General features: G+C 43.6%; 20 protein-coding genes. 3 read left to right on the forward strand and 17 right to left on the reverse strand.

Features of this window, described 5'->3' with window-relative positions; all coding sequences use genetic code 11:
• Nucleotides 1–75: 75 nt before the first annotated feature.
• The 15 genes from A3774_RS12830 to A3774_RS12900 form a co-directional block, all read right to left on the reverse strand.
• On the reverse strand, nucleotides 76–1,230 hold the full coding sequence (locus A3774_RS12830) for a Shedu immune nuclease family protein (protein WP_067868203.1): 1,155 nt from the start codon (nucleotides 1,228–1,230) through the stop codon (nucleotides 76–78).
• A gap of 341 nt (nucleotides 1,231–1,571) precedes the next feature.
• A complete protein-coding gene (locus A3774_RS12835; RefSeq protein WP_067868207.1) occupies nucleotides 1,572–2,225 on the reverse strand; it encodes a TatD family nuclease-associated radical SAM protein in 654 nt (217 codons plus the stop codon).
• A gap of 215 nt (nucleotides 2,226–2,440) precedes the next feature.
• Nucleotides 2,441–2,716, reverse strand: a complete 276-nt coding sequence (locus A3774_RS12840) for a hypothetical protein (RefSeq protein WP_067868210.1) — start codon at nucleotides 2,714–2,716, stop codon at nucleotides 2,441–2,443.
• 375 nt (nucleotides 2,717–3,091) lie between these two features.
• The gene (locus tag A3774_RS12845) at nucleotides 3,092–3,340 is read right to left on the reverse strand and encodes a DUF2164 domain-containing protein (protein WP_067868213.1); all 249 of its coding nucleotides are present in this window, start codon (nucleotides 3,338–3,340) and stop codon (nucleotides 3,092–3,094) included.
• A gap of 18 nt (nucleotides 3,341–3,358) precedes the next feature.
• Nucleotides 3,359–3,598, reverse strand: coding sequence for a VF530 family protein (locus A3774_RS12850; protein WP_067868215.1), 240 nt, complete (start codon nucleotides 3,596–3,598; stop codon nucleotides 3,359–3,361).
• 199 nt (nucleotides 3,599–3,797) lie between these two features.
• Complete coding sequence (locus A3774_RS12855; RefSeq protein ID WP_067868219.1) at nucleotides 3,798–5,426, reverse strand: electron transfer flavoprotein-ubiquinone oxidoreductase; 1,629 nt, start codon at nucleotides 5,424–5,426, stop codon at nucleotides 3,798–3,800.
• A gap of 2 nt (nucleotides 5,427–5,428) precedes the next feature.
• Nucleotides 5,429–7,210: an acyl-CoA dehydrogenase gene (locus A3774_RS12860; protein ID WP_067868221.1), complete on the reverse strand. Its 1,782-nt coding sequence runs from the start codon at nucleotides 7,208–7,210 to the stop codon at nucleotides 5,429–5,431.
• A 97-nt stretch (nucleotides 7,211–7,307) separates the two neighbouring features.
• A complete protein-coding gene (locus A3774_RS12865; protein ID WP_067868224.1) occupies nucleotides 7,308–8,234 on the reverse strand; it encodes an electron transfer flavoprotein subunit alpha/FixB family protein in 927 nt (308 codons plus the stop codon).
• 11 nt (nucleotides 8,235–8,245) lie between these two features.
• Nucleotides 8,246–8,995 (reverse strand): electron transfer flavoprotein subunit beta/FixA family protein, encoded by a 750-nt coding sequence (locus tag A3774_RS12870; RefSeq protein WP_067868227.1) that lies wholly within the window; start codon nucleotides 8,993–8,995, stop codon nucleotides 8,246–8,248.
• A gap of 61 nt (nucleotides 8,996–9,056) precedes the next feature.
• The gene (locus tag A3774_RS12875) at nucleotides 9,057–10,718 is read right to left on the reverse strand and encodes an acyl-CoA synthetase (RefSeq protein ID WP_407937495.1); all 1,662 of its coding nucleotides are present in this window, start codon (nucleotides 10,716–10,718) and stop codon (nucleotides 9,057–9,059) included.
• A gap of 50 nt (nucleotides 10,719–10,768) precedes the next feature.
• A complete protein-coding gene (locus A3774_RS12880) occupies nucleotides 10,769–11,692 on the reverse strand; it encodes a branched-chain amino acid ABC transporter permease (protein ID WP_067868230.1) in 924 nt (307 codons plus the stop codon).
• Nucleotides 11,693–11,701: 9 nt separating this feature from the next.
• Complete coding sequence (locus A3774_RS12885) at nucleotides 11,702–12,589, reverse strand: branched-chain amino acid ABC transporter permease (RefSeq protein ID WP_067868231.1); 888 nt, start codon at nucleotides 12,587–12,589, stop codon at nucleotides 11,702–11,704.
• Between the two features lie 68 nt (nucleotides 12,590–12,657).
• Nucleotides 12,658–13,866, reverse strand: coding sequence for an ABC transporter substrate-binding protein (locus A3774_RS12890; RefSeq protein ID WP_067868232.1), 1,209 nt, complete (start codon nucleotides 13,864–13,866; stop codon nucleotides 12,658–12,660).
• A 65-nt stretch (nucleotides 13,867–13,931) separates the two neighbouring features.
• The gene (locus A3774_RS12895; protein WP_082792438.1) at nucleotides 13,932–14,693 is read right to left on the reverse strand and encodes an ABC transporter ATP-binding protein; all 762 of its coding nucleotides are present in this window, start codon (nucleotides 14,691–14,693) and stop codon (nucleotides 13,932–13,934) included.
• Nucleotides 14,690–15,490, reverse strand: a complete 801-nt coding sequence (locus A3774_RS12900; RefSeq protein ID WP_067868233.1) for an ABC transporter ATP-binding protein — start codon at nucleotides 15,488–15,490, stop codon at nucleotides 14,690–14,692. Before A3774_RS12900 ends, A3774_RS12895 begins: the two co-directional genes overlap by 4 nt.
• A gap of 200 nt (nucleotides 15,491–15,690) precedes the next feature.
• On the opposite strand from A3774_RS12900, the gene A3774_RS12905 reads away from it, so the two are divergent.
• A complete protein-coding gene (locus tag A3774_RS12905) occupies nucleotides 15,691–18,591 on the forward strand; it encodes a cache domain-containing protein (RefSeq protein ID WP_067868234.1) in 2,901 nt (966 codons plus the stop codon).
• A complete protein-coding gene (locus A3774_RS12910) occupies nucleotides 18,588–19,289 on the forward strand; it encodes a response regulator transcription factor (protein ID WP_067868235.1) in 702 nt (233 codons plus the stop codon). Before A3774_RS12905 ends, A3774_RS12910 begins: the two co-directional genes overlap by 4 nt.
• 36 nt (nucleotides 19,290–19,325) lie before the next feature.
• Here the strand turns inward: A3774_RS12910 and A3774_RS12915 are convergent, their stop codons facing one another.
• Complete coding sequence (locus tag A3774_RS12915) at nucleotides 19,326–19,895, reverse strand: peroxidase-related enzyme (protein ID WP_067868238.1); 570 nt, start codon at nucleotides 19,893–19,895, stop codon at nucleotides 19,326–19,328.
• A 179-nt stretch (nucleotides 19,896–20,074) separates the two neighbouring features.
• Here A3774_RS12915 and A3774_RS12920 point away from each other — a divergent pair, with 179 nt between their 5' ends.
• Nucleotides 20,075–20,575, forward strand: coding sequence for a GreA/GreB family elongation factor (locus A3774_RS12920; RefSeq protein WP_075107972.1), 501 nt, complete (start codon nucleotides 20,075–20,077; stop codon nucleotides 20,573–20,575).
• Nucleotides 20,576–20,599: 24 nt separating this feature from the next.
• Here the strand turns inward: A3774_RS12920 and A3774_RS12925 are convergent, their stop codons facing one another.
• On the reverse strand, nucleotides 20,600–21,067 hold the full coding sequence (locus A3774_RS12925) for a hypothetical protein (RefSeq protein ID WP_067868244.1): 468 nt from the start codon (nucleotides 21,065–21,067) through the stop codon (nucleotides 20,600–20,602).
• Between the last annotated feature and the right edge of the window lie 69 nt (nucleotides 21,068–21,136).

Below are 21,136 nucleotides of genomic sequence, written 5' to 3' on the forward strand. Positions count from 1 at the left end.
TCAGTGAAACGCCCTGTGCGGATCCGCATGCAGGGTGTTGTGGGGGCTGAGGGTTAGAGACCCTCGGCTACCCGATTAGCTTTGGTTGTGTAGTACGATAAATCTTGCTCGTTCATATAGTTCGTCAAATGTTATTATTTCTGGGCTTGAAGTATTTTTTCTCAGTAGTTCGAACGACCTGAGCTTATCTTTGTTGACTCCATGCTCCGTTGAAAACTCTGCCATACTACCAATCACAAGGTAAGACTTAGGTTGATAATTATATATTTCCTCTCCGGTTGGATTGCCTGACTTGTCATCTAGGCTTATTTTGCTGGAAAGGTTTTCAACAGCTGATGCTACTGTGCCTTGCACTTGAGATATTGCACCTGCTAATTCTTTTGATGGCGCCCAACACCCGGATCTATATGGCTTGGAGTCAAGTAGATCAGTAGCGTGGGTTTTAATCTCAACAAAGCATAGATTTGAGATAATTCCTTTGGTTTTCATGAGCGCATCAACGCGCTTGCCATGCGAGTTAACATTGTGCCCCTGCACAACTTGCTCCAATTTTTTATCATCCAGTCCCGATAGAAATATATAGCCAAGACCATATCCGAAAACCCATGGATTTTTCTCAAAATACTTTTGCCATAACCCCTCATTTGTTGTTTTCTTTTTTTCTTTTAGATTGCTGAAATAGCCGGGGTCATTCAGCAGCTTTTCGTACACATCAAGTTGCTTCTTTCGATATCCAACTGCGACTATATCTTCAGTTGTAATTTCTGAACGAAGGACTTCAGCAAATAGCTCTTGGTTCTCGTGCAAAATATTTCTTGCCTGACTATTTGATAGGACAATTCTATTCAGCTCCTCATCTGTGATATTAATCCGTGAAGAGTTATCAAGATTGACTGCTTGAATGTTGCGGATAAATTCAAGAAGCTTGCCAATTTCATCCCCAACGAATGAAAAGCTCGCATTGTGTGGTTTGTCTGTAGCTACGGTATAGCCTTGGATGCTTAATACAAATATACCTCTAGAATCTTCAAGAAATTTGGCCGTTATGTACGACTTCGCATCTTCTTTGTAACGAAGTACAACTTCGTCTTTGATTTTGGCAAAGGCATATGAATCCGGTGACTCGATTACTTTCGAAGCTATGCGAACATTTCTATCAGAATCGCCAAAAGCCTTAAGCCTCGGGCTTATGTATGTTTTTCCAGCTTTTGGATTCTGATAATCATCCATACTCAATATATTTCCTTCGCGCTTAGTGGAGAGCTAACAGCTAAATATATGACAGATTGTCGCGTTTAAACACGACAAGTTGTCATATATCTACATGAAACGAGTGGGTGAAGGTGGCGTAGGTGTTTGAATATCATAAGCTTTCCTTAGCTGGGGTTTTCTCTTCCTTGGAGAAAAATACAAAACTGTCAGGCTATCCTTACATAAACGAGGGCCGTTTTAAATACTCTGTTTGTCTGTCATTGATCATCAAGGTAAAAACCTGTGATTTCGCCGTGTAACTCAATAGGCCATTAGCGGGTTTGCGTTGTTTGTTCTTTTTGATCTTAAGTCTTGGTCGGTCAGCCAACCACATCCAACTCGCGCTGTTTAAACTGAGCGCCTAGGTTTTCGGTTATCTCTCGGCACTTAATTATATCTACGCCTTCAAGTCCGTTAATCGCTGATACTTGCACATGAGGGATCAGTTCGGCGGCGCGTTTTATAAAGGCTTGTACTGCTTTAAACGAGTCGGGAAGGGCGGGGTGGCAGTGTTGTTGGTATACCGTTTCGTTTTGGGCATTAAGAGAGATAGATAGGGCATCTATACACTCTGCCAGTTTTGGCACTATATCCCGTTTATGAAATAGGCTGCCTAAACCATCGGTGTTGAGCCGTGTTTTTCCGTCGTGTTCTTTTATCCAATGGGCGATCTCAAGTAGGGCTTTTAATCGGAGTGTAGGTTCGCCGTAACCGCAAAATACTATCTCATCATATTTTGATGGAGTGCCAATTTGCTTGATAATTGTGGCGGCTTTGGGTTGTTTGGTTAAGTAAAGTTCGTAGCCTTTAACTGCGGTTGAGCCGTTGTGTTTTGGGCAGAACTGGCATGCTAATGTGCAGCGATCGGTTAAGTTGATATAGAGGCTATTGTCTATTTGATAAGTGTAAGTATCGCATTGGTTAGACGATGTTTTGCGTTTGGCTGTATTTGGACGACTTTTGCTTGGGCTCATTGGAGTATGGATATTTGGCTAAGTAGGCTTGTGATCCTATCAGCCTCGATAGCATGTCATGTTGATGGTTATCAATAAATGAGTGTCCAGGGGAGTGAGTCAGCGCAAGACTTAGTTTTAACTGTATAGGTAAAAACGATCCGGCGGGGTGAACTGAAATGGATATCACCCCTAGCCGGTATCGAAAGGACTTGCTTGCTATATGATAAAATTTTCTACGCTGCTTTTTTAGCGTTATGTTCTGGGTGAGTGGCAATAAAATGGTTAAGCACTTTTCTTAACATATCTGCATGCTGGTAATGCTTCGCACGCTCTGCCTTTTCAATATCATCGATAATGATAGATTTTATTTTCTGTTCACCTTGATGGGTGATTAGGTAGTGTCCTAAAGCCATAGCTATCATTGAATCGATATGTTCATGTTCAGCAATAGCATCTACTTCATCAGCAGTTAGATCACTTAGTTCTAAGCATTCTTCGTACGTTATCATCTCTATCCCTCAGCCTTATTTTTATCAAACTATTTGGCGTTGCCGAGTCAATTCGCTAACCGGTAAAACTGATTGTAGGAGACAAATATTAATAACTCTAATCATTTAGTAGGATAAAATTTCACCAAGAATAATCATTAAAAAAATTAGATTCATGTTGCGGCTGCGGTAGATAATAATTGTTCAATAATGCTGTGCAGCTATGATGAGGACTAGCGTTGTTGTGCGTGACAGCACGTGTGATTATCTGCTTCTCATGGAGAAGTCTAGATTTTTAAAAAATAATAACTTTATGCTTTTAGGGTATGAGCAGAGTAGGGTTGCGGTTAATTTAAAACGGATGTTTTATAGCTGAGAAAGGAGAATATTTTTAATTTAGGAAGGGGTTACTTTTTCCATTTCATAGAATGCATCAGAGATATCCTCTAGTTTTTGACTGACAATCAACTGAGCATCGCTTAGGCCTTTATTGTAATAATGCGCACCAAACTCCTTAGAGATGAAGTCGAGGAGAAACTCACACTCAAACTGTCCTATATCTTGTTCCATCTCCTTTTCGAAATAGGATTTTAGTTTTGCCACTAAGAGCGCTTTTTCATCGGTCGAAAATTTAATCTCTGACATAATTTATTTCCAGCTGTTTTATTTGCTATTCCAAGGATTCTGCTTTGAGAAAGTGTATAGATAAAGCTGCTCTACCTTCTCTCTTGCCCAAGGTGTCTTTCGTAAAAACTTCAGTGATGACTTAATCGACGGATCGCTTTTAAAACAGTTGATGTCGATCTTTTCGGCCAAACCGTCCCAACCGTAGTGGGTTTCGAGTTGAGTAACTATATCGGCAAGTTTTACCCCGTGTAAGGGGTTGTTGGGTTGAGTTGTCATTTAGGTCACAGGTTTGCAAGGATTAAGATAAACGATGATACGGGGTTGCTGAGCAGAGAACCATAGAGTGCGGGGATATTTCTGATAAGTCGTCGGCAAGTGTGGCCTATAAAAAGGCCCTCCAGAAGAGGGCAAGAAGGCACCGAGCCTTGAAACCATAAATGGTTTCCGATGATTCGTTTACGGGCTGCTTTAACAGTTACATATTTGGATAGTTGGGACCTCCTCCGCCTTCTGGTGGAACCCACTGAATATTTTGACAAGGGTCTTTAATGTCACAGGTTTTACAGTGTAGGCAGTTCTGTGCACTAATTTGCAGTTTTTTACCAGCCTCATCTTCGATGACTTCATAGACTCCTGCTGGGCAGTAACGTTGTGCAGGTTCATCATATAAAGGGATATTTACGGTAAGAGGAATATCCTCTTTGCTTAGTTGTAGATGACAAGGTTGATCTTCCTCATGGTTTGTATTGGATAAAAATACAGAGGAGAGTTTATCGAAGGATAGTTTTCCGTCCGGTTTAGGATAAGTGAGCTTTTTACTTTCACTTATACGCAGTAGTTTAGCGTGGTCTTCTTGACGGTCATGAAGTGTCAACGGTATCTTTCCGTTGAAAATATTCTGATCTAAGGTGTTAAAAGCGCCACCAATCCAAGGGCCAAATTTATGCAGAGCGGGGCCAAAGTTTCGCGCGTTAAATAGCTCGCTATACAGCCAGCTTTCCTTATAAAGAGTATCGAATGTTTCAGCTTCTTTATCGCTACTTTTTAAGGCGTTATTAATCGCTTCCGCTGCGATCATGCCTGACTTCATGGCCGTGTGAACCCCTTTTATACGGGAGAAGTTTAGCGTTCCTGCATCACAGCCAATCAGAATCCCACCAGGGAATTGCATTTTAGGAAGCGAGTTGTAGCCGCCTTTAGTGATCGCTCTTGCACCGTAAGATACGCGTTTACCGCCTTCCAAGTATTGGGAAATCATTGGGTGATGTTTAAGTTGTTGGAACTCATCAAATGGACTCAGCCAAGGGTTGCTGTAATTAAGATCGATAATTAAGCCAACGGCTATTTGATTGTTTTCTAGGTGGTAGAGAAAAAAGCCACCACTCGTATCACCATGTAAAGGCCAGCCCGAGCCGTGGATAACGAGTCCCTGTTGATGTTTAGCAGGATCAATGTCCCAGAGTTCTTTTAGGCCTATACCGTAATGTTGCGGATCTTTATCTTTATCAAGGTTGAAGTTATGGATTAACGCTTTACCTAAATGCCCTCGGCAGCCTTCGGCAAAGATAGTGAAAGGGGCGTGAAGCTCCATGCCCGGCATATAGTTATCTTTAGGCATATTATCTCTGCCTACACCCATGTCACCGGTTAGGATGCCTTTTACGCGCCCATTATCATCGTATACAACTTCAGAGGCGGCAAAGCTAGGAAATATCTCTACCCCTAAGGATTCTGCCTGCTCTGCTAACCAGCGGCTGAAATTACCGAGGCTGGCAATATAATTACCTTGATTATGCATGCTCTTCGGTGCCATCCAATGTGGAATTTTTATCGAAGAGGTGCTGTCTTTTAGCAGGACGATTTCATCCTGTTCTGTGGCTGTTGTTAAGGGGGCGCCCATCTCTTTCCAATCAGGGAATAGTTCGTTCAAGGCTTTAGGGTCAATAACAGCGCCTGAAAGTATATGAGCGCCAACTTCTGAACCTTTTTCTACGACGCACACATTTAGCTCTGGGTTTAGTTGCTTCAGTCGACAGGCACTGGCCAAGCCAGCAGGACCCGCACCAATAATGAGGACGTCGAACTCCATCACTTCATGTTCCATAACTACACTCCCTGCATCTGCTCTATATCTAATGCAAACGTATTGGATAGGCCGGTGAGTACCGTATCGGCATGTTGCTTAACACGCGGTAGATAGTGTTCTGCATAAAAACTGGCGGTTGCAATTTTTCCTTGTAAGAAGGGGTCCCCGTAAGGGTTTTCTTGTGTGATTAGTTTGTTCGCTAAAAGGGCGCTGCGAGCCAACAACCAGCCACCGGTTAAATAACCCATCATCATCAGGTTATCAAAACTAACATTACCCATGGTTTGTGGATCATCGGCCGTATTTTCTAGAATCCAATCACCGGCTGATACAGCACTTTCTAAGGCTACTTTTAATGGGTGTTGAAGGGCCTGCAGTTGTTTGTTATCGGAGGCTGTGAGTTGATTGAGTGTTTCATTAATATCTGCATGTAGTGCTTTAAGGGCCATGCCTTTATCAAGTAAAGTTTTACGCCCGATTAAATCGAGTGCTTGGATACCTGTAGTGCCTTCATAGATCGGAAGAATACGGGCATCACGATAGTGCTGTGCTGCGCCGGTTTCTTCAATAAAACCCATGCCACCGTGTACTTGGATGTTAAGTGAGGTTAGTTCTTGCGCTAATTCGGTCATCCAACCTTTAACAATAGGTGTGTATAGCTCTACTCTGGCTTTGGCTGCTTCATCGCCACTATGGGCGTGATCAATATCTGCGGCGGCACTGTAAGCGAGTGCGCGCATCGCTTCATTACCTGCTTTCATAGCCATTAGCATGCGGCGCACATCGGGGTGATCGATGATGGCAATTTTTTGGCCATCACGACGACTACCTTGAAAGCGTTCTTGGCTGTATTGCAGCGCTTGCTGATAGGCTCGTTCTGAGATAGATAAACCCTGTAAGCCAACAGCTTGTCTGGCATGGTTCATCATGGTGAACATATAGCTTAAGCCTTTGTTCTCTTCGCCGACGAGGTAGCCAATCGCTCCGTCGTTATCGCCAAAGCTCATTACGCAAGTTGGGCTGCCATGAATCCCCATTTTATGTTCTAAAGAGATGCAGCTAACATCGTTCAATTCAGCGGGTTGGCCCTGCTCATCTAAACAATATTTTGGGACGATAAAGAGGGAGATCCCTTTTACTCCGGCGGGAGCATTAGGCAGCCGGGCTAGTACAAGGTGAACGATGTTGGAGGTCATTTGGTGATCCCCCCATGTGATAAATATTTTTTGGCCGCTAATTTTGTAGTGATCACCTTCAGGTTTAGCTTTAGCTGCAACCGCTGCAAGATCTGAGCCTGCATTTGGTTCGGTTAAGTTCATTGTACCTGTCCATTCACCACTGATAAGTGGTGGGAGGTAGTGCGCTTTGAGTATTTCACTACCATGGGCAATCAGGGCTTCGACAGCACCTTGGCTTAGCATTGGGCAGAGTGCGAAAGACATATTTGATGAATGCCAAAGCTCATTAACGGCCGTACCTATAACATTAGGTAGGTTCTGTCCTCCAAACTCTTCAGGACCGGTTAGTGTGGCCCAACCATTTTCTACAAACTGTTGGTAAGCGTCGGCAAAACCAGCAGTTTCTTGTACTTTACCGGCAGAAACCGATGACCCTTTTTCATCACCAACGCTGTTTAGAGGGGCGAGTATATCTGAAGCCAGTTTGCCGGCTTCTTCGATAATGACGGTGGCTAGTTCAGTATTAATATCTTCTAATTGCAGCTTTTCACAAAGCTGGTTGAGTCCGATGAGTTGATCCAGTACAAAGCTGGCATCTTTCAACGGGGGAGTATAAGTGCTCATAACGATCCTCTTTTTTAAAAAGGAGGCTTAGACTGGAAACGGTTTTACGTAGTCCAAGCCTCTTAAGGTCAAGCAGGGGTGGTACATGAATAAAGGATTATAGTTTCTGTTCAAGCTCAGGTACTGCTTCAAACAGGTCGGCTACTAGTCCATAGTCTGCTACGGAAAATATGGGTGCTTCTTCATCTTTATTGATGGCGACAATGATTTTCGAATCCTTCATCCCTGCAAGATGTTGGATTGCACCGGAGATTCCGACCGCAATATAGAGATCAGGGGCAACAATCTTGCCGGTTTGCCCAACTTGTATATCGTTAGGGACAAAGCCTGCATCGACCGCTGCACGGGAAGCGCCAACGGCTCCACCTAGTTTGTCAGCGACCTGTTCTAACAGAGTAAAGCTCTCGCTATTTCCCATACCTCGGCCGCCAGATATAACCACTTTTGCTGCGGTTAATTCAGGACGGTCCGATTGCGCTATCTCTTCTGAAACAAAGCTAGAGAGGTTACTTTCAATCTGTAGATCCACATTTTCAATAGGTGCATCGTTACCTGTAGATGCCGCTTCAAAGGCGGTACCACGGACGGTAATAACTTTAATATTATCGAGTGACTGGAGTGTCGCAATGGCATTGCCTGCATAGATAGGGCGTTGGAAAGTATCTGCGGATTCCACCGCCGTAATATCTGAGATCTGCCCTACATCAAGTAGCGCTGCCACTCTAGGCAAAATGTTTTTCCCGTTGCTCGTTGCAGGCGCTAGTATGTGGCTGTAAGCCGTACCTAATTGACTGATTAACTGTGCCGTATTCTCTGCGAGGTGATGAGCATAAACAGAGTTGTCAGCAAGTAGTACTTTGCTAATTCCTTCGACACTAGCCGCTTCATCGGCCACGTTTTGACAATTAGAGCCAGCAACCAAAAGGTGGAGGTCTTGGCCCATTTGAGCCGCGGCTGTTACGGTATTGAGTGTGGCACCTTTAAGGGTGCAGTTATCATGTTCAGCAATAATTAGAATAGCCATTTGTTCACCCCTTAAATTACTTTCGCTTGGTTTTTGAGTTTCTCGATCAGTTCATCAACGCTGCTTACTAATATGCCAGCACTGCGTTCAGCTGGAGGAGTAACTTTAAGCAATTTACTGTGCTGTTTTAGCTCAACCCCTAAAGTTTCGGGGGTAACAACTGCCAGTGGTTTTCGTTTCGCTTTCATAATATTGGGTAGTGATGCATAGCGAGGTTCATTTAAACGAAGGTCTGTCGTGATAATGGCGGGTAGGGTAAGGCCAAGGGTTTGTAAGCCGCCATCGATCTCGCGGATAACTTGGACTTCACCTTCCTGAAGGTTAATCTCTGAAGCAAAAGTACCTTGTGGCATATTGAGTAGTGCCGATAGCATTTGTCCCGTCTGGTTGTTATCGGAATCGATGGCTTGTTTACCCATAATGATGAGATCGGGTTGTTCATCGCGGACAACTTGAGCTAACAGTTTTGCCACATTTAGTGATTCAAGGTTATCGTCGGTTTCGACCTGAATACCACGGTCTGCACCGAGGGCGAGTGCTGCCCGAATTTGTTCCTGACAGGCTTTGGGCCCAACCGATACTGCAACTACCTCTTGAGCGCTACCTGCTTCTTTAAGACGAACGGCTTCTTCAACAGCGATCTCACAGAAAGGGTTTATCGCCATTTTGGTATTGCTTAAGTCAACATCTGAATTGTCAGCTTTAACCCGCACTTTGGCGTTGTAATCAATAACGCGTTTTACAGCGACTAATATTTTCATTTCGGTACCTCTATTATTCCTCAGGGGTGTTGAATCCACTGAGGTTATTTTAATCATGTTCTTAACTATCTTGTTCGTCTGAATAATTGGCCCTGTCGCGGAGTAAATATTTTTGGATTTTTCCTGTCGATGTTTTAGGCAGTGGGCCAAAAATAATATCTTTTGGCGTTTTAAAGTGGGCCATATGCTCGCGGCAGAAAGCGATAATTTCCTGTGCGGTAACCTCTCGATCGAGATCTTTTAAGGCGACAAAGGCACAAGGGGTTTCCCCCCATTTCTCGTTACTTTTAGCAACAACGGCGGCTTCTTGAATCATCGGGTGGCGATAGAGCACATCTTCAACTTCAATACTGGATATATTCTCGCCACCGGAGATAATGATATCTTTCGAACGATCTTTGATTTCTACATATCCATCTGGATGCCATACAGCTAAATCGCCGGAGTGGAACCATCCACCCTCGAAGGCTGCGTGAGTGGTGTCTGGATTTTTAAGATAGCCCTTCATCACTAAGTTGCCGCGCATAAAAATCTCGCCCATAGTCTCGCCATCTTGAGGAACCGGCTCCATTGTTGTTGGGTCCGCAACCATCAAGCCATCAAGCATTGGGGCGCGAACCCCTTGTCGAGATTTAAGACGCGCTTTTTCATCTAAAGGCTTGTCATTCCACTCATCGTGCCAAGCGCAAATTACAGAGGGGCCGTAGGTTTCGGTTAGACCGTAAACATGAGTGACGTTAAATCCTAGAGCTTCCATACCTGAGATCACTGATGCAGGTGGTGCAGCGCCTGCAGTCATTACATTAACTTGATGTTCTATACCGGTTTTTAGGTCATCATCGGCAGAATTAAGCATGTTTAATACGATAGGAGCACCGCAGAAATAACCTACTTTTTCTTGTTTAATTAGGTTAAAGATATGATCTGCACGGACATGACGTAAGCAAACGTTAACCCCTGCCATAGCCGCAATACCCCAAGGAAAGCACCAGCCATTACAATGAAACATAGGAAGTGTCCAGAGATAAACAGGATGTTGCTCCATTCCCCAAGATATAGCGTTACTAATGGCGTTTAGATATGCACCGCGGTGGTGATACACAACGCCTTTAGGATCCCCTGTAGTACCTGATGTGTAGTTTAGAGTTATCGCATTCCACTCATCTTTAACGGAGTAGGGGGTGAAATCTTCATCGCCTTTTTGCAAAAAAGCTTCATAGGTCAAATCGCCAATAAGTTCGCCGTGTTGCCAATAGGGATCATCTATATCAATAACTAGAGGTTTGTTCTCGACAAGTGTAAGAGCTACTTTAACAACGTCACTAAACTCTTTGTCGGTGATAAGTACTTTGCTTTCTGCATGTTGCAGAATAAACGCGACCGCTTCCGCATCAAGGCGAATATTGATTGAGTTTAGCACTGCACCACACATAGGTACGCCAAAGTGAGCTTCAAAATGTTCGGGTAGGTTTGGGGCCAAAATGGAGACCGCTTCCCCAGGCTTGACACCATATTCATGCAGCGCACTGGCTAAACGTTTGCAACGTGTGTAAGTTTCAGACCAGCTATAACGGGTATCGCCGTGTACTGTTGCCGTTCGGTTAGGGTAGACGCTGGCCGCCCGTTGAATAAATGTAATAGGCGTCAGTGCCGCGTAGTTGGCTTGGTTTTTATCCAGATCTGTTTCGAAGGCAGATTCGTTATTGTTTTCATTTATATTCACGATGCTCTCCATGTTTGTTGTTATCCCAGTAGCCGAAATTAGTGTTACGCTTAAAAGTTATTGCGCTTAAACTTCATGAGTTGGCCAACAATGCCGCTACGGAAGCTAAGTACGCAGATGACGAATACTGCACCCATAATAATGTGGATGTAGTTACCCATCTCTCCACCTGATAGGTAGTTCTGCATAGTGACAATAAAACCGGCACCTAATACGGGGCCAAAAATAGTGCCGACCCCACCGACTAAGGTCATTAATATGACCTCTCCAGACATGTGCCAGTGCACATCTGTTAGAGAGGCGAGTTCAAATACGAGTGTTTTTGTTGATCCTGCAAGAGCGGCTAGCGCCGCTGAAATCACAAAGGCTAACCATTTGTAATGGTTGACGTCATAACCTAAAGAGGTCGCGCGATCTTCGTTTTCACGAATGGCTTTAAGTACTTGGCCAAATGGAGAGTGAATGGTGCGATTAATTAACCAATAACCGGCGATAAAGATAACCAGCACGAAGTAATACATCACCATATTGTCGGATAGATCAATTAAACCGAATAGCGCACCGCGAGGAACGCCTTGCAAGCCATCTTCGCCGTTGGTAAATGGAGCTTGTAAGTAGAAGAAAAAGATCAGTTGTGCCAGCGCTAATGTCACCATGGCGAAGTATATGCCTTCACGTTTGACTGCGAGTTTGCCGAATATCGCACCCAGCAAGCCTCCTGCAATTGTACCTAGGAGAATCGCAACTTCAGGGGTTAAGCCACTGTGGATCATTAAGTAACCGGTAACATAGCCACCGGTTCCTAAAAAAGCGGCATGACCAAATGAGAGTAGGCCAGCAAAACCTAGTAATAGATTAAAGGCGCAGGCAAACAGAGCGAAGCAGAGCACTTTAGCCAGAAAAACAGGGTAGAGCAGCGTTGGTGCTAGCAAAGCTAGGGCGAGAAGACAGAGATTAAGTTTCATATTATTCATAATAGGTTCCTAAGCTTCCTTACCGAAAAGACCCGCGGGTTTTAGTAGCAGCACAATAACCATTACTAAAAAAATCACGGTGTTAGAGGCTTCTGGATAGAAGTACTTAGTGAGTCCTTCGACAACACCCATGCCTAAGCCGGTAATAATGGCTCCCCCTATAGACCCCATGCCGCCAATAACAACGATGGCAAAGACGGTTATTAGAATATTGGATCCCATATCAGGTGATACCGAGTAGATTGGGGCTGCCATAACGCCAGCAAAACCGGCTAAAGCCACTCCAAAGCCAAAGGTAAGAGTGACAATGAGCGGCACATTGATCCCGAAGGCTTGCATCAGTTGCGGGTTTTCAGTGCCAGCACGTAGGTAAGCACCAAGTTTAGTTTTTTCGATCATCCACCATGTGCCAGCACAGACAAGGACTGACACAATAATGATCCAAGCACGGTAGTTAGGCAGGTACATGAAAGGGAGCTTTGTGCCGCCTTTTAATGCGTCTGGTACAGCGTAGGACAAGCCGGAAGAACCAAAAGCATGGGTAAATACCCCTTGGATTATTAGAGCAAGACCAAAAGTTAACAATAAGCTGTAAAGGTGATCTTCATTGGCGATAGGACGGATTAGAAAACGTTCCATGAGAATGCCAATCAAGCCAACCGTTAAAGGAACAAGGATGAGTGCAAACCAGTAGTTTATACCCATATATTTCAATGCAAGGAGTGCAATAAAGGCACCCAGCATATACATAGCGCCTTGGGCGAAGTTGATGATTTTTAATAGCCCGAAGATGATTGCTAATCCTAGACTAAGCAGGGCGTAAAAAGAGCCGTTAATCAGTCCGACCAGTAACTGGCCAAACAGGGCAAATAGATTAATATCAAAGAGTGTAGCCATAACAGAAAAATTACCTTTCTGAACTATATAGAGCGATAAAGGCGGCTCTTTTCAGAGCCGCTAACCGATCAGGAAAAGTTACACTGAGGTAGCATAGGGCTATATGCCTCGTTACCTGGAATCACTTTAATAATCTTATAAATATCGTTTTTATCTTTACGCTCTTCTTTCTTTTTAATCTCTACGTAAAGCATGTCATGTATCATGCGGCCATCTGGGCGTAGGGTTGCGTTACGGGCAAAAAAGTCGCTAGGTTTTGTCTCTTTCATTGTTTTCATAACAATATCGGAGTCGTCAGTTCCTGCTGTTTTAACCGCATTTAGATAGTGTGTTGTGACTGAATAAACGCCTGCGTGGATCATGCTTGGAATCGCACCATGACGTTGTTCAAAGCGCTTACTCCATTTTCGTGTTTCATCATCCATATCCCAGTAAAAGCCGGATGTAAGGCGCATGCCTCCTGCGGTAGCGGGATCCATCGCTTGTGCATTAGGTGTAAAAACCAGTAGACCAGCTACATCCATCTGTTCCGTTAGGCCAAATTCAGCAGCTGCCTTTAGGGCGTTAACTGTATCGTTACCCGCGTTGGCTAGAGCAACGACATCTGCGCCAGAGGCTTGGGCCTGCAGAATGTAAGAGGAGAAATCTGTTGTACCGAGTGGCGCACGAACATTACCGAGAACTTCGCCACCATTTTCGTTAATAACTTTACTGGCCATGCCTTCAAGTGCATGACCGAAACTGTAATCTGCGGTAATGAAGAACCATTTCTTTTTGCCCGCCTGCACCATAGGTTTAACGGTACCGTTGGCGAGTGCAACTACGTTATATGTCCAATGCACGTTATATGGGTTACACGCTTTTGTTGTGAAGCTGTTTGATGCAGAACCCGAAATTAAGGTGATATTTTTGCTGTCCGCATTTACCTTTGATACTGCGCCGGATACCGCGGAAGAGACTAAGCCTCCAATGGTATCGACCCCTTCATCTTCTACCCATTTACGGGCAATCGCAGAAGCTACATCCGGTTTTAACTGGGAATCCGCACTGACCATTTCAATGGGTTTTCCTAGTACACTTCCACCAAAGTCTTCAATCGCCATTTCTGCTGCAATAACACAGCCTGAACCACAAATGTCTGCGTAGGTACCGCCCATATCTGCCAATATGCCCAGTTTCACCTGACCATCTGTGGCTGCTTGAGCGCTACAAATCATGGTTGCGGCGATTGCGCCCGATACAACGGTAGATAAAACTGATGTGTTGGTTTTTTTCATTTTCTGACTCCGGTTTGGTTTGTTTTTATTTTCTGTTGGGAAACAGTTAGTGATATAACCAAGGGCTAGACGCCCAAATAGGTGTTAAGTAGTTCAGTTTTGGCTTCCAATTCGTTGGCGTGTACTTCTTCCACAATGTGGCCGTGTTCCATCACGTAATGACGGTCAGCAATAGGTGCTGCAAAACGGAAGTTCTGTTCAACCAATAAAATGGTAAGACCGCGCTCTTTGAGGTTCCTAAGGACCTCGCCCAGTTTCTGCACAATGACGGGGGCGAGACCCTCAGTTATCTCATCCAAGAGTAGGATATTTGCGCCGGTGCGTAGAATGCGGGCCAAGGCCAACATTTGCTGCTCACCACCAGAAAGGCGAGTGCCTTGGCTTGTGCGGCGTTCGTAGAGGTTTGGGAACATGTCGTAGATCTCTTCAAGGCTGACCCCATCAGAGCGTACATTCGGCGGTAACATTAGGTTTTCTTCCACATTAAGACTGGCAAAAATACCCCGTTCTTCAGGGCAGAAGCCTAAGCCAATATGTGCAATTTTATGGGCAGGCATAGCGATAGTTTCATGACCATTAATCACAATTTGCCCGCTGCGTTCACCTACCATATTCATAATGGCTCTAAGCGTGGTAGAACGACCGGAACCGTTGCGACCTAATAGGGTCACGAGTTCTCCTTGATTCACAGTCATGTCGATGCCATGTAAAATGTGTGATTCACCATAAAATGCATGTAAGTTATTAATGCGAATTTTTTCTCGGTGACTGGCGTGGAAGGCTGGGTTAGCAATAGATTCGCTATGGCTTGATGCGTGCTCGATCATGATGCCACCTCCGCTGTTTGCTTAGTGTCTACATCGTCTGCTGCGGTACCCATATAAGCTTCACGGACGCGGGCATCGGCAGAAACACTTGCATAATCACCTTCGGTTAGAATAGCGCCCCGTTGTAATACAGTAATCCGATCTGCGAGTTTAGATACAACATGAAGATTGTGTTCCACCATCAAAATAGTGCGATCTTTAGATACCTTTTTAATCAGGTCGGATACTAAGCCTACATCTTCATGACCCATACCTTGAGTCGGCTCATCCAGTAGCATTAATTCAGGTTCTACGGCGAGTGTTGTTGCAATCTCTAATGCCCGTTTACGGCCATAGGAAAGGTCAACAGTAACGGTGTTCGCAAAGCTTTCTAAACCTACAGACTCCAGTAGCGCGAGAGCTTTATCATTTAAACGATTAAGAATCTTTTCCGAACGCCAAAAATGAAAGCTATTGCCTTCTTTACGTTGTAGCGCGATACGCACATTTTCTAAAACACTTAGGTGAGGAAATACCGCGGAGATCTGGAAGGATCGGATCACACCTTTACGGGCAATTGCCGCTGGTTTCAATGGTGTAATATCCTCACCTTGAAACAGAATTTTTCCAGAGGTTGGTTGAAGAAATTTTGTTAATAAATTGAAGACAGTCGTTTTACCTGCTCCGTTGGGGCCTATTAAAGCGTGAATATGTCCCCGTTGGATATTCAGATTAACATCATCGACTGCTGTAAAACCTTTAAAGGCTTTTGTCAGATTACGGGTTTCAAGAATGAAATCCTGTGCTGGCTGGGTCATCGCTTGCTACTCTATTCTGGCCGAAGTCACTGTGAAATGTTGATCAGGCTTCTGCTGTTATTTTTATTAACAGCAGATTAAAGCTTAAATCTTGCTCAACTATTTTGAGAATCTAACCAAATGTAACAAGCGAGTTGAGAGTGGTAACTTTGTGTTACATTCTTCGGGTTGTTGAGCAATGATGGGAAGATGAATTACTGATGCAGCGCCACGCTTCTATTACTATCCGTTTGTTTTTAATGCTGCTTGTGTTGATCGGCAGCATCTTTGGCTCGATCTATTGGCTAACGGTTCCATTAATAAAAGAAAATGTCTTTGGCTTAGAGCTGCACTCTAATCGCCAAGTGCTAAATATTGTTTATGATTTGGCAAACCGTATGTACGCCAGTACAGAAACCTATATAGATAACACCCTTAATTCCCATGAGCAGCGATTAAAGTCAGTATTAGATATCGCTGAAAAACATATAGAGGTTAGCTTGAGAGATGGGCAAACTGCGGGATTAAGTGATGAGCAAGTTTGGCAGAAAGTGTTTGCTGATCTACGTGAATTTGACTTTGGTAATGGTGATTATATTTGGATCGCTGATTATGATGCTCGCCTGTTATCTCACCCCGATAGTGAGTTCAATAATAAGAGCATGTCGAGGGTTATAGGCCCTGAGGGTAAGCTTATTATTCCTGAAATATTAGATAAAGTGCGTGAGGATAAACAAGGGTTTTATAAATATAAATGGCAGCGCCTGAATAATAATACCAAAGTGATTGATAAATACTCCTATGTAAAAGACTTCTCTGAGTGGGGCTTTGTTATGGGGGCGGGTGTTTATATTGATGATATTCAGAATGAAGTTGAGTTACAGAAGCAGCGCGCAATTTTTGAGATTAATAAAGCATTAAAAAATGTAAAAATTGCAACGAATGGTTATCTATATGTCTTTGACTCAGAAGGGAATATGCTATTTCATCCCAACCAGAATATCCATGGAACTAACTTTACAAAGCAGCTTAACCCCGTCACACAGCAACCGATCTATCAGGATCTTATGGCCGTGGCTGATTCGGGTAAGGAGCTTTACTATAAGTGGGACCGGCCCGATGATCAGGGCAATTACATTTATGAAAAACTATCTTTAGTACGTCATTTATCGGGCTTTGATTGGTATATCAGTTCCTCCGTCTATTTGGATGACCTTAAAGCGAGCTCAGTACAATTAAGTCAGCGGCTGATGGCGATGGGGTTCTTTGCATTACTTGCCGCTATTGTTCTCGCTTTTCTATTTGCTGAGTGGCTGACTTCGCCTATTAAGAAGCTTTCATCGACAGCTTATAAAATCAGCCGAGGTAATTATTCTGCGAAGACAGGTATTCATCGTAATGATGAGTTAGGCCTTTTAGCTGAATCGTTTGATTATATGGTTGATCAGCTGCGGGATAATATTAATACCCTTAATTCACGTGTAAAAGCGCGTACTAAAGAGTTATCTGAATCCAACTACCAGTTACGTGATGCTGTTCTCTCTATGGAGTTGGCTCAAACAGAATTACGTGCAGTTGAAACGCGGCAGCGACTTATTCTTAATGCGCTACCGGCTCAAGTTGCATACTTAGATAAAGAACAGCGCTTTGTCTTTGCTAACCGTGAGTACCTAGATTTATTTAACCAGAGTAAAGATGAGATTGAGGGAAAAACTCTTAAAGAGGTGGTTGGCGATGATATGTATAGAGAGATTCGGCCGAATATAGAACGGGCTCTTGAAGGGCAAACTGAAGTATATGAGTACCTATTTCAGGAACAAGACAGAGAGATGCTAACCCGTCGAACTGTATTGCCGTTTTATAATGATCAGAAAAAAGTGGTTGGTTTTCTTAACCTTTCTATCGATATTACCCATGAGCGGGAAACGGAACGGCGTTTGGCTGAAGTCAGCAAAATGAAAGCGGTAGGTCAGATGTCAGGCGGATTAGCTCATGATTTTAATAATCTATTGACTATTATCTTAGGTAATTTGCTTGAGCTTCAACGGCATAAATCTATACCGGAAGAACTACAAGATAACTTGAATCCAGCTATTCGTGCGACAAGGCGGGGTGCTGATATGACAAAACGGTTATTGGCTTTTTCTCGTCGACAATCGTTATCTCCTGCACGTATTAAATTAGGTGGATTAATCCATGAGCTCGTTGATTTATTGGCGGCACCATTGCCAGATAATATCAATTTACTGACCGAGATTAAGCCCGAAACACCGGATGTTTATGTTGACGCTGCTCAAATGGAAGATGCCTTAGTTAATATAGTATTGAATGCAGTGGATGCAATGAGTCGGGGAGGGATGTTGTGTTTAACCGTTTCGGGTACAACATCTACCGCGTCAGATATTGTCAGTGGCGGATTTGATGAAGCGGTAGCGGCGGGTGAGTATGTTTTAATTTGTATTACCGATACAGGGGATGGGTTTACGGAAAAAGCGCTTAAAAAAGCCTATGAGCCGTTTTTTACCACTAAAGGTACCGGAGCTGGATCAGGACTGGGCTTAAGTATGGTGTATGGTTTTGTAAAACAGTCGAAGGGTTATCTGCGCATACGTAATCGATGCGATATTCATGAAGGGGAAACGGGTGCTCAGATAGATCTTTTACTGCCTGCAACGCTAGGTATTGAATTTGAAGGTAAGGTGAACCAGCAGGCCGTAGTCAGATCTCCTTTTTCAGCAAAAGGGGATCGCGCTTTAGTTTTGTTGGTGGAAGATAACCAAGATCTACGTCAATTAGTGCGTAAGCAATTAACGGACATGGGGTTTGTTGTTATTGAGGCTAATAGTGGCGATGAGGCTGCGTTGTTGCTGGCTGGATTAGAGAGGGTTAGTGGTGTTGTTTCCGATGTAGTGATGCCAGGTCATAAGAATGGCTACGATGTTGCGGCGCTGGTTAAAATGCAGCACCCAAATGCTTTTGTTGTTTTAATGACCGGTTACACGGAGAACCCTCCTGAAACCGATTTTGATTTTAATTTGTTACAAAAACCTTTTGATGCAGATGCATTAGCACAGGCGATCTCACCCGAGTTAGTTGATAAGAATAAGAAGGATAATCCATGAATGGATACAGTCCATTAATTTACGTTGTTGAAGATGAAGAAGATCTAGGGACGTTGATTTGTTCTTCCTTGAGTAGTTACCGTTATCAAGTGGAATATTGCGCTAATGGCGAACAGTTATTTGCTGCTTTAGATCGTCAGCTGCCGGAGATCTGTATTGTTGATCTGAACTTGCCAGATATTGATGGTATGCAGTTAGTAAAAGAGTTAGAGCATAAGGCGGTTGGGGTGATTATTGTGTCTGGCCGTGATGGTCTAGCTGATCGTGTTTTAGGCCTAGAGTTTGGTGCAGATGATTACATTACTAAACCTTTTGAACCTAGGGAGCTAGTGGCGCGGGTACAAAGCTTACATCGCCGTCTTGAAAAACAGAAACAGCAATCGGCTCAGTGTCCTAAACAAGCACTATTTGCGAATTGGAAATTTCAACCAGAGTCGCTTCATTTAAGCCGAGATCAATACAGTGAGTCGTTAAGTCGAGCGGAAGGGGATATGCTGTTAGCCCTGTTAAAACATCCTTTTCAGATTTTATCTAGAGATCAGCTATTGGGGGAAAATTGCGTTCCCTATGATCGAAGCATTGATGTGCGAATGTCTCGCTTGAGGAAGAAAATTGAGTCAGATCCTCAGCATCCAGAGTTGATTAAAACCGTTTATGGGGCTGGTTATATGCTAACGACGGAGGTTAAATGGCAGTAGCGCCACCTTAGCTTTTAGGTGACGCTACCTTTAGGTTTATCGACCCATCGTATAAAACTCAGGATTAGGCTGCATCGCACTTATAATCGCCATTCTGTTTGATAGGCCAAAAAACGCACAGACGCTGGAGATATCCCAGATATCTTCATCATCTAATCCCTGTTTGTAGAGATGGTTATAATCTTCTTCGTTAATCTGCTCCGGTGTACGACATAGTTTCATACTGAAATCGAGAATTGATTTTTGCCGCTGAGTTATTGCACTGTGGTTATGGTTAATACTGATTTGGTCAGAGAGTATAGGCTGTTTCGTGATAATTCTTAACACGGCGCCGTGAGCAACGACACAATACTGACAGCCGTTTGCTGAACTGGTAGCAACCACAATCATCTCTTTCTCAGCTAAGCTCAAATTAGCTTCCCTATTCATGATTGCTTGGTAGTAATCGAAGAATGCACGAAACTCATCAGGGCGGCGAGCTAAGGTCAAAAATACATTAGGGATAAACCCTGTTTTCTCTTGTACTTCGGTGATGATCGCCTGAATATCTTCAGGTAGATCATTCAGGTTGATATAGTGATAGCGACATACGTCTGTGTTAAACATGGCCTTTCCTTATTTTTATAGGGTTTATTTGCTCTGATATAAATGCATTCAGATAGCTAAGAGTAAAAACAGGAAATGCTGCACAATGTTGAGTGAATCCTAACGAAATGTAACCAGAAATGATTTAATACTCCGTCTAAGACCGACCAATCAGATTGATAAAAAGTAGATAGATTCTCTTGAATAAATATAAATTACTTAAACAGGTTGTTATGGCGTTAGAGCGAGACTATCAAAACGCTATAGCCGCTGCAGAACGAGCACATCAAAGTGCCACGGATAAAGAGAACGTTGCTGAAAATAAGTACGATACATTGGGCTTGGAGGCGGCGTATCTTGCCGAAGGTCAATCAAGACGGGTTATGGCGTGTGAAGAGGAGTTAAGGTCGTTTCAGCAGTTACTTGAATCTTCAGGCAATGATGAGGAGGTCGATGAGATTGGTGTGGGCTCATTAGTTAAGCTTGAGGGTGAAATAGGGGCAGTGAAATACCTGCTTATCGGGCGTTTAGCCGGTGGTTTAAAGGTGAAATATGATGATCACAATCTTGGGCAGGAGGTGATGGTAATAACGCCCTCATCTCCATTAGGTAAAGCGTTAATGGGCTTAGGGCTTGGTGATCAGGTTGATATAGGAACTGCTACTGATAAAAAGAGTTATCAAGTAGCAGCGTGTTATTAAATTATCGCGCTAGGAAGGTGATGATTAACCCATTTTGGCAAGTTTAACTAACGTGTTGATGGCAACTTTTAAGTTCTCTAATGCTTGGCCTGCAGGTACTGATTGTTTTGCACAATCGTTGATAGCAACCGCAAAGTCGGTATAAAAACGGGTGTCTTTGTATTGCTTTTTAAGTCCGCCGACTATGGTGGCTTTATACTCATCCACTTGCTTTTGCATCGCTTTGGCTTTGGCTGCATCGCCACCATTAAATTTAAGTAGACCCGGTGTTACGATCTCTTGTTGAATAAAGTTGTCATATCCACCTAACCCAAGACGTACGGCATTTAGATCTTCTTGTGGGTATTTATCAGGTGCAGAATCCAATTTATATTCAACAAAATCTATAACCCCTTGGCAGGTCTGCATATTATTGATTGAAGGCGCAGCGAGTGCAGAGGTCGCTAGTGGTGTGATAAGAACCGCGAGTAACAGGTTTTTGCTAATATTCATTGATCTTCCTTTATCCATTTATTGTCTAGCGGTCGGATGGTATAGATAGCTTCATCACACCGATTTAAA

Source organism: Neptuniibacter marinus (genome assembly GCF_001597725.1).
Taxonomy (GTDB): Bacteria; Pseudomonadota; Gammaproteobacteria; order Pseudomonadales; family Balneatricaceae; genus Neptuniibacter; species Neptuniibacter marinus.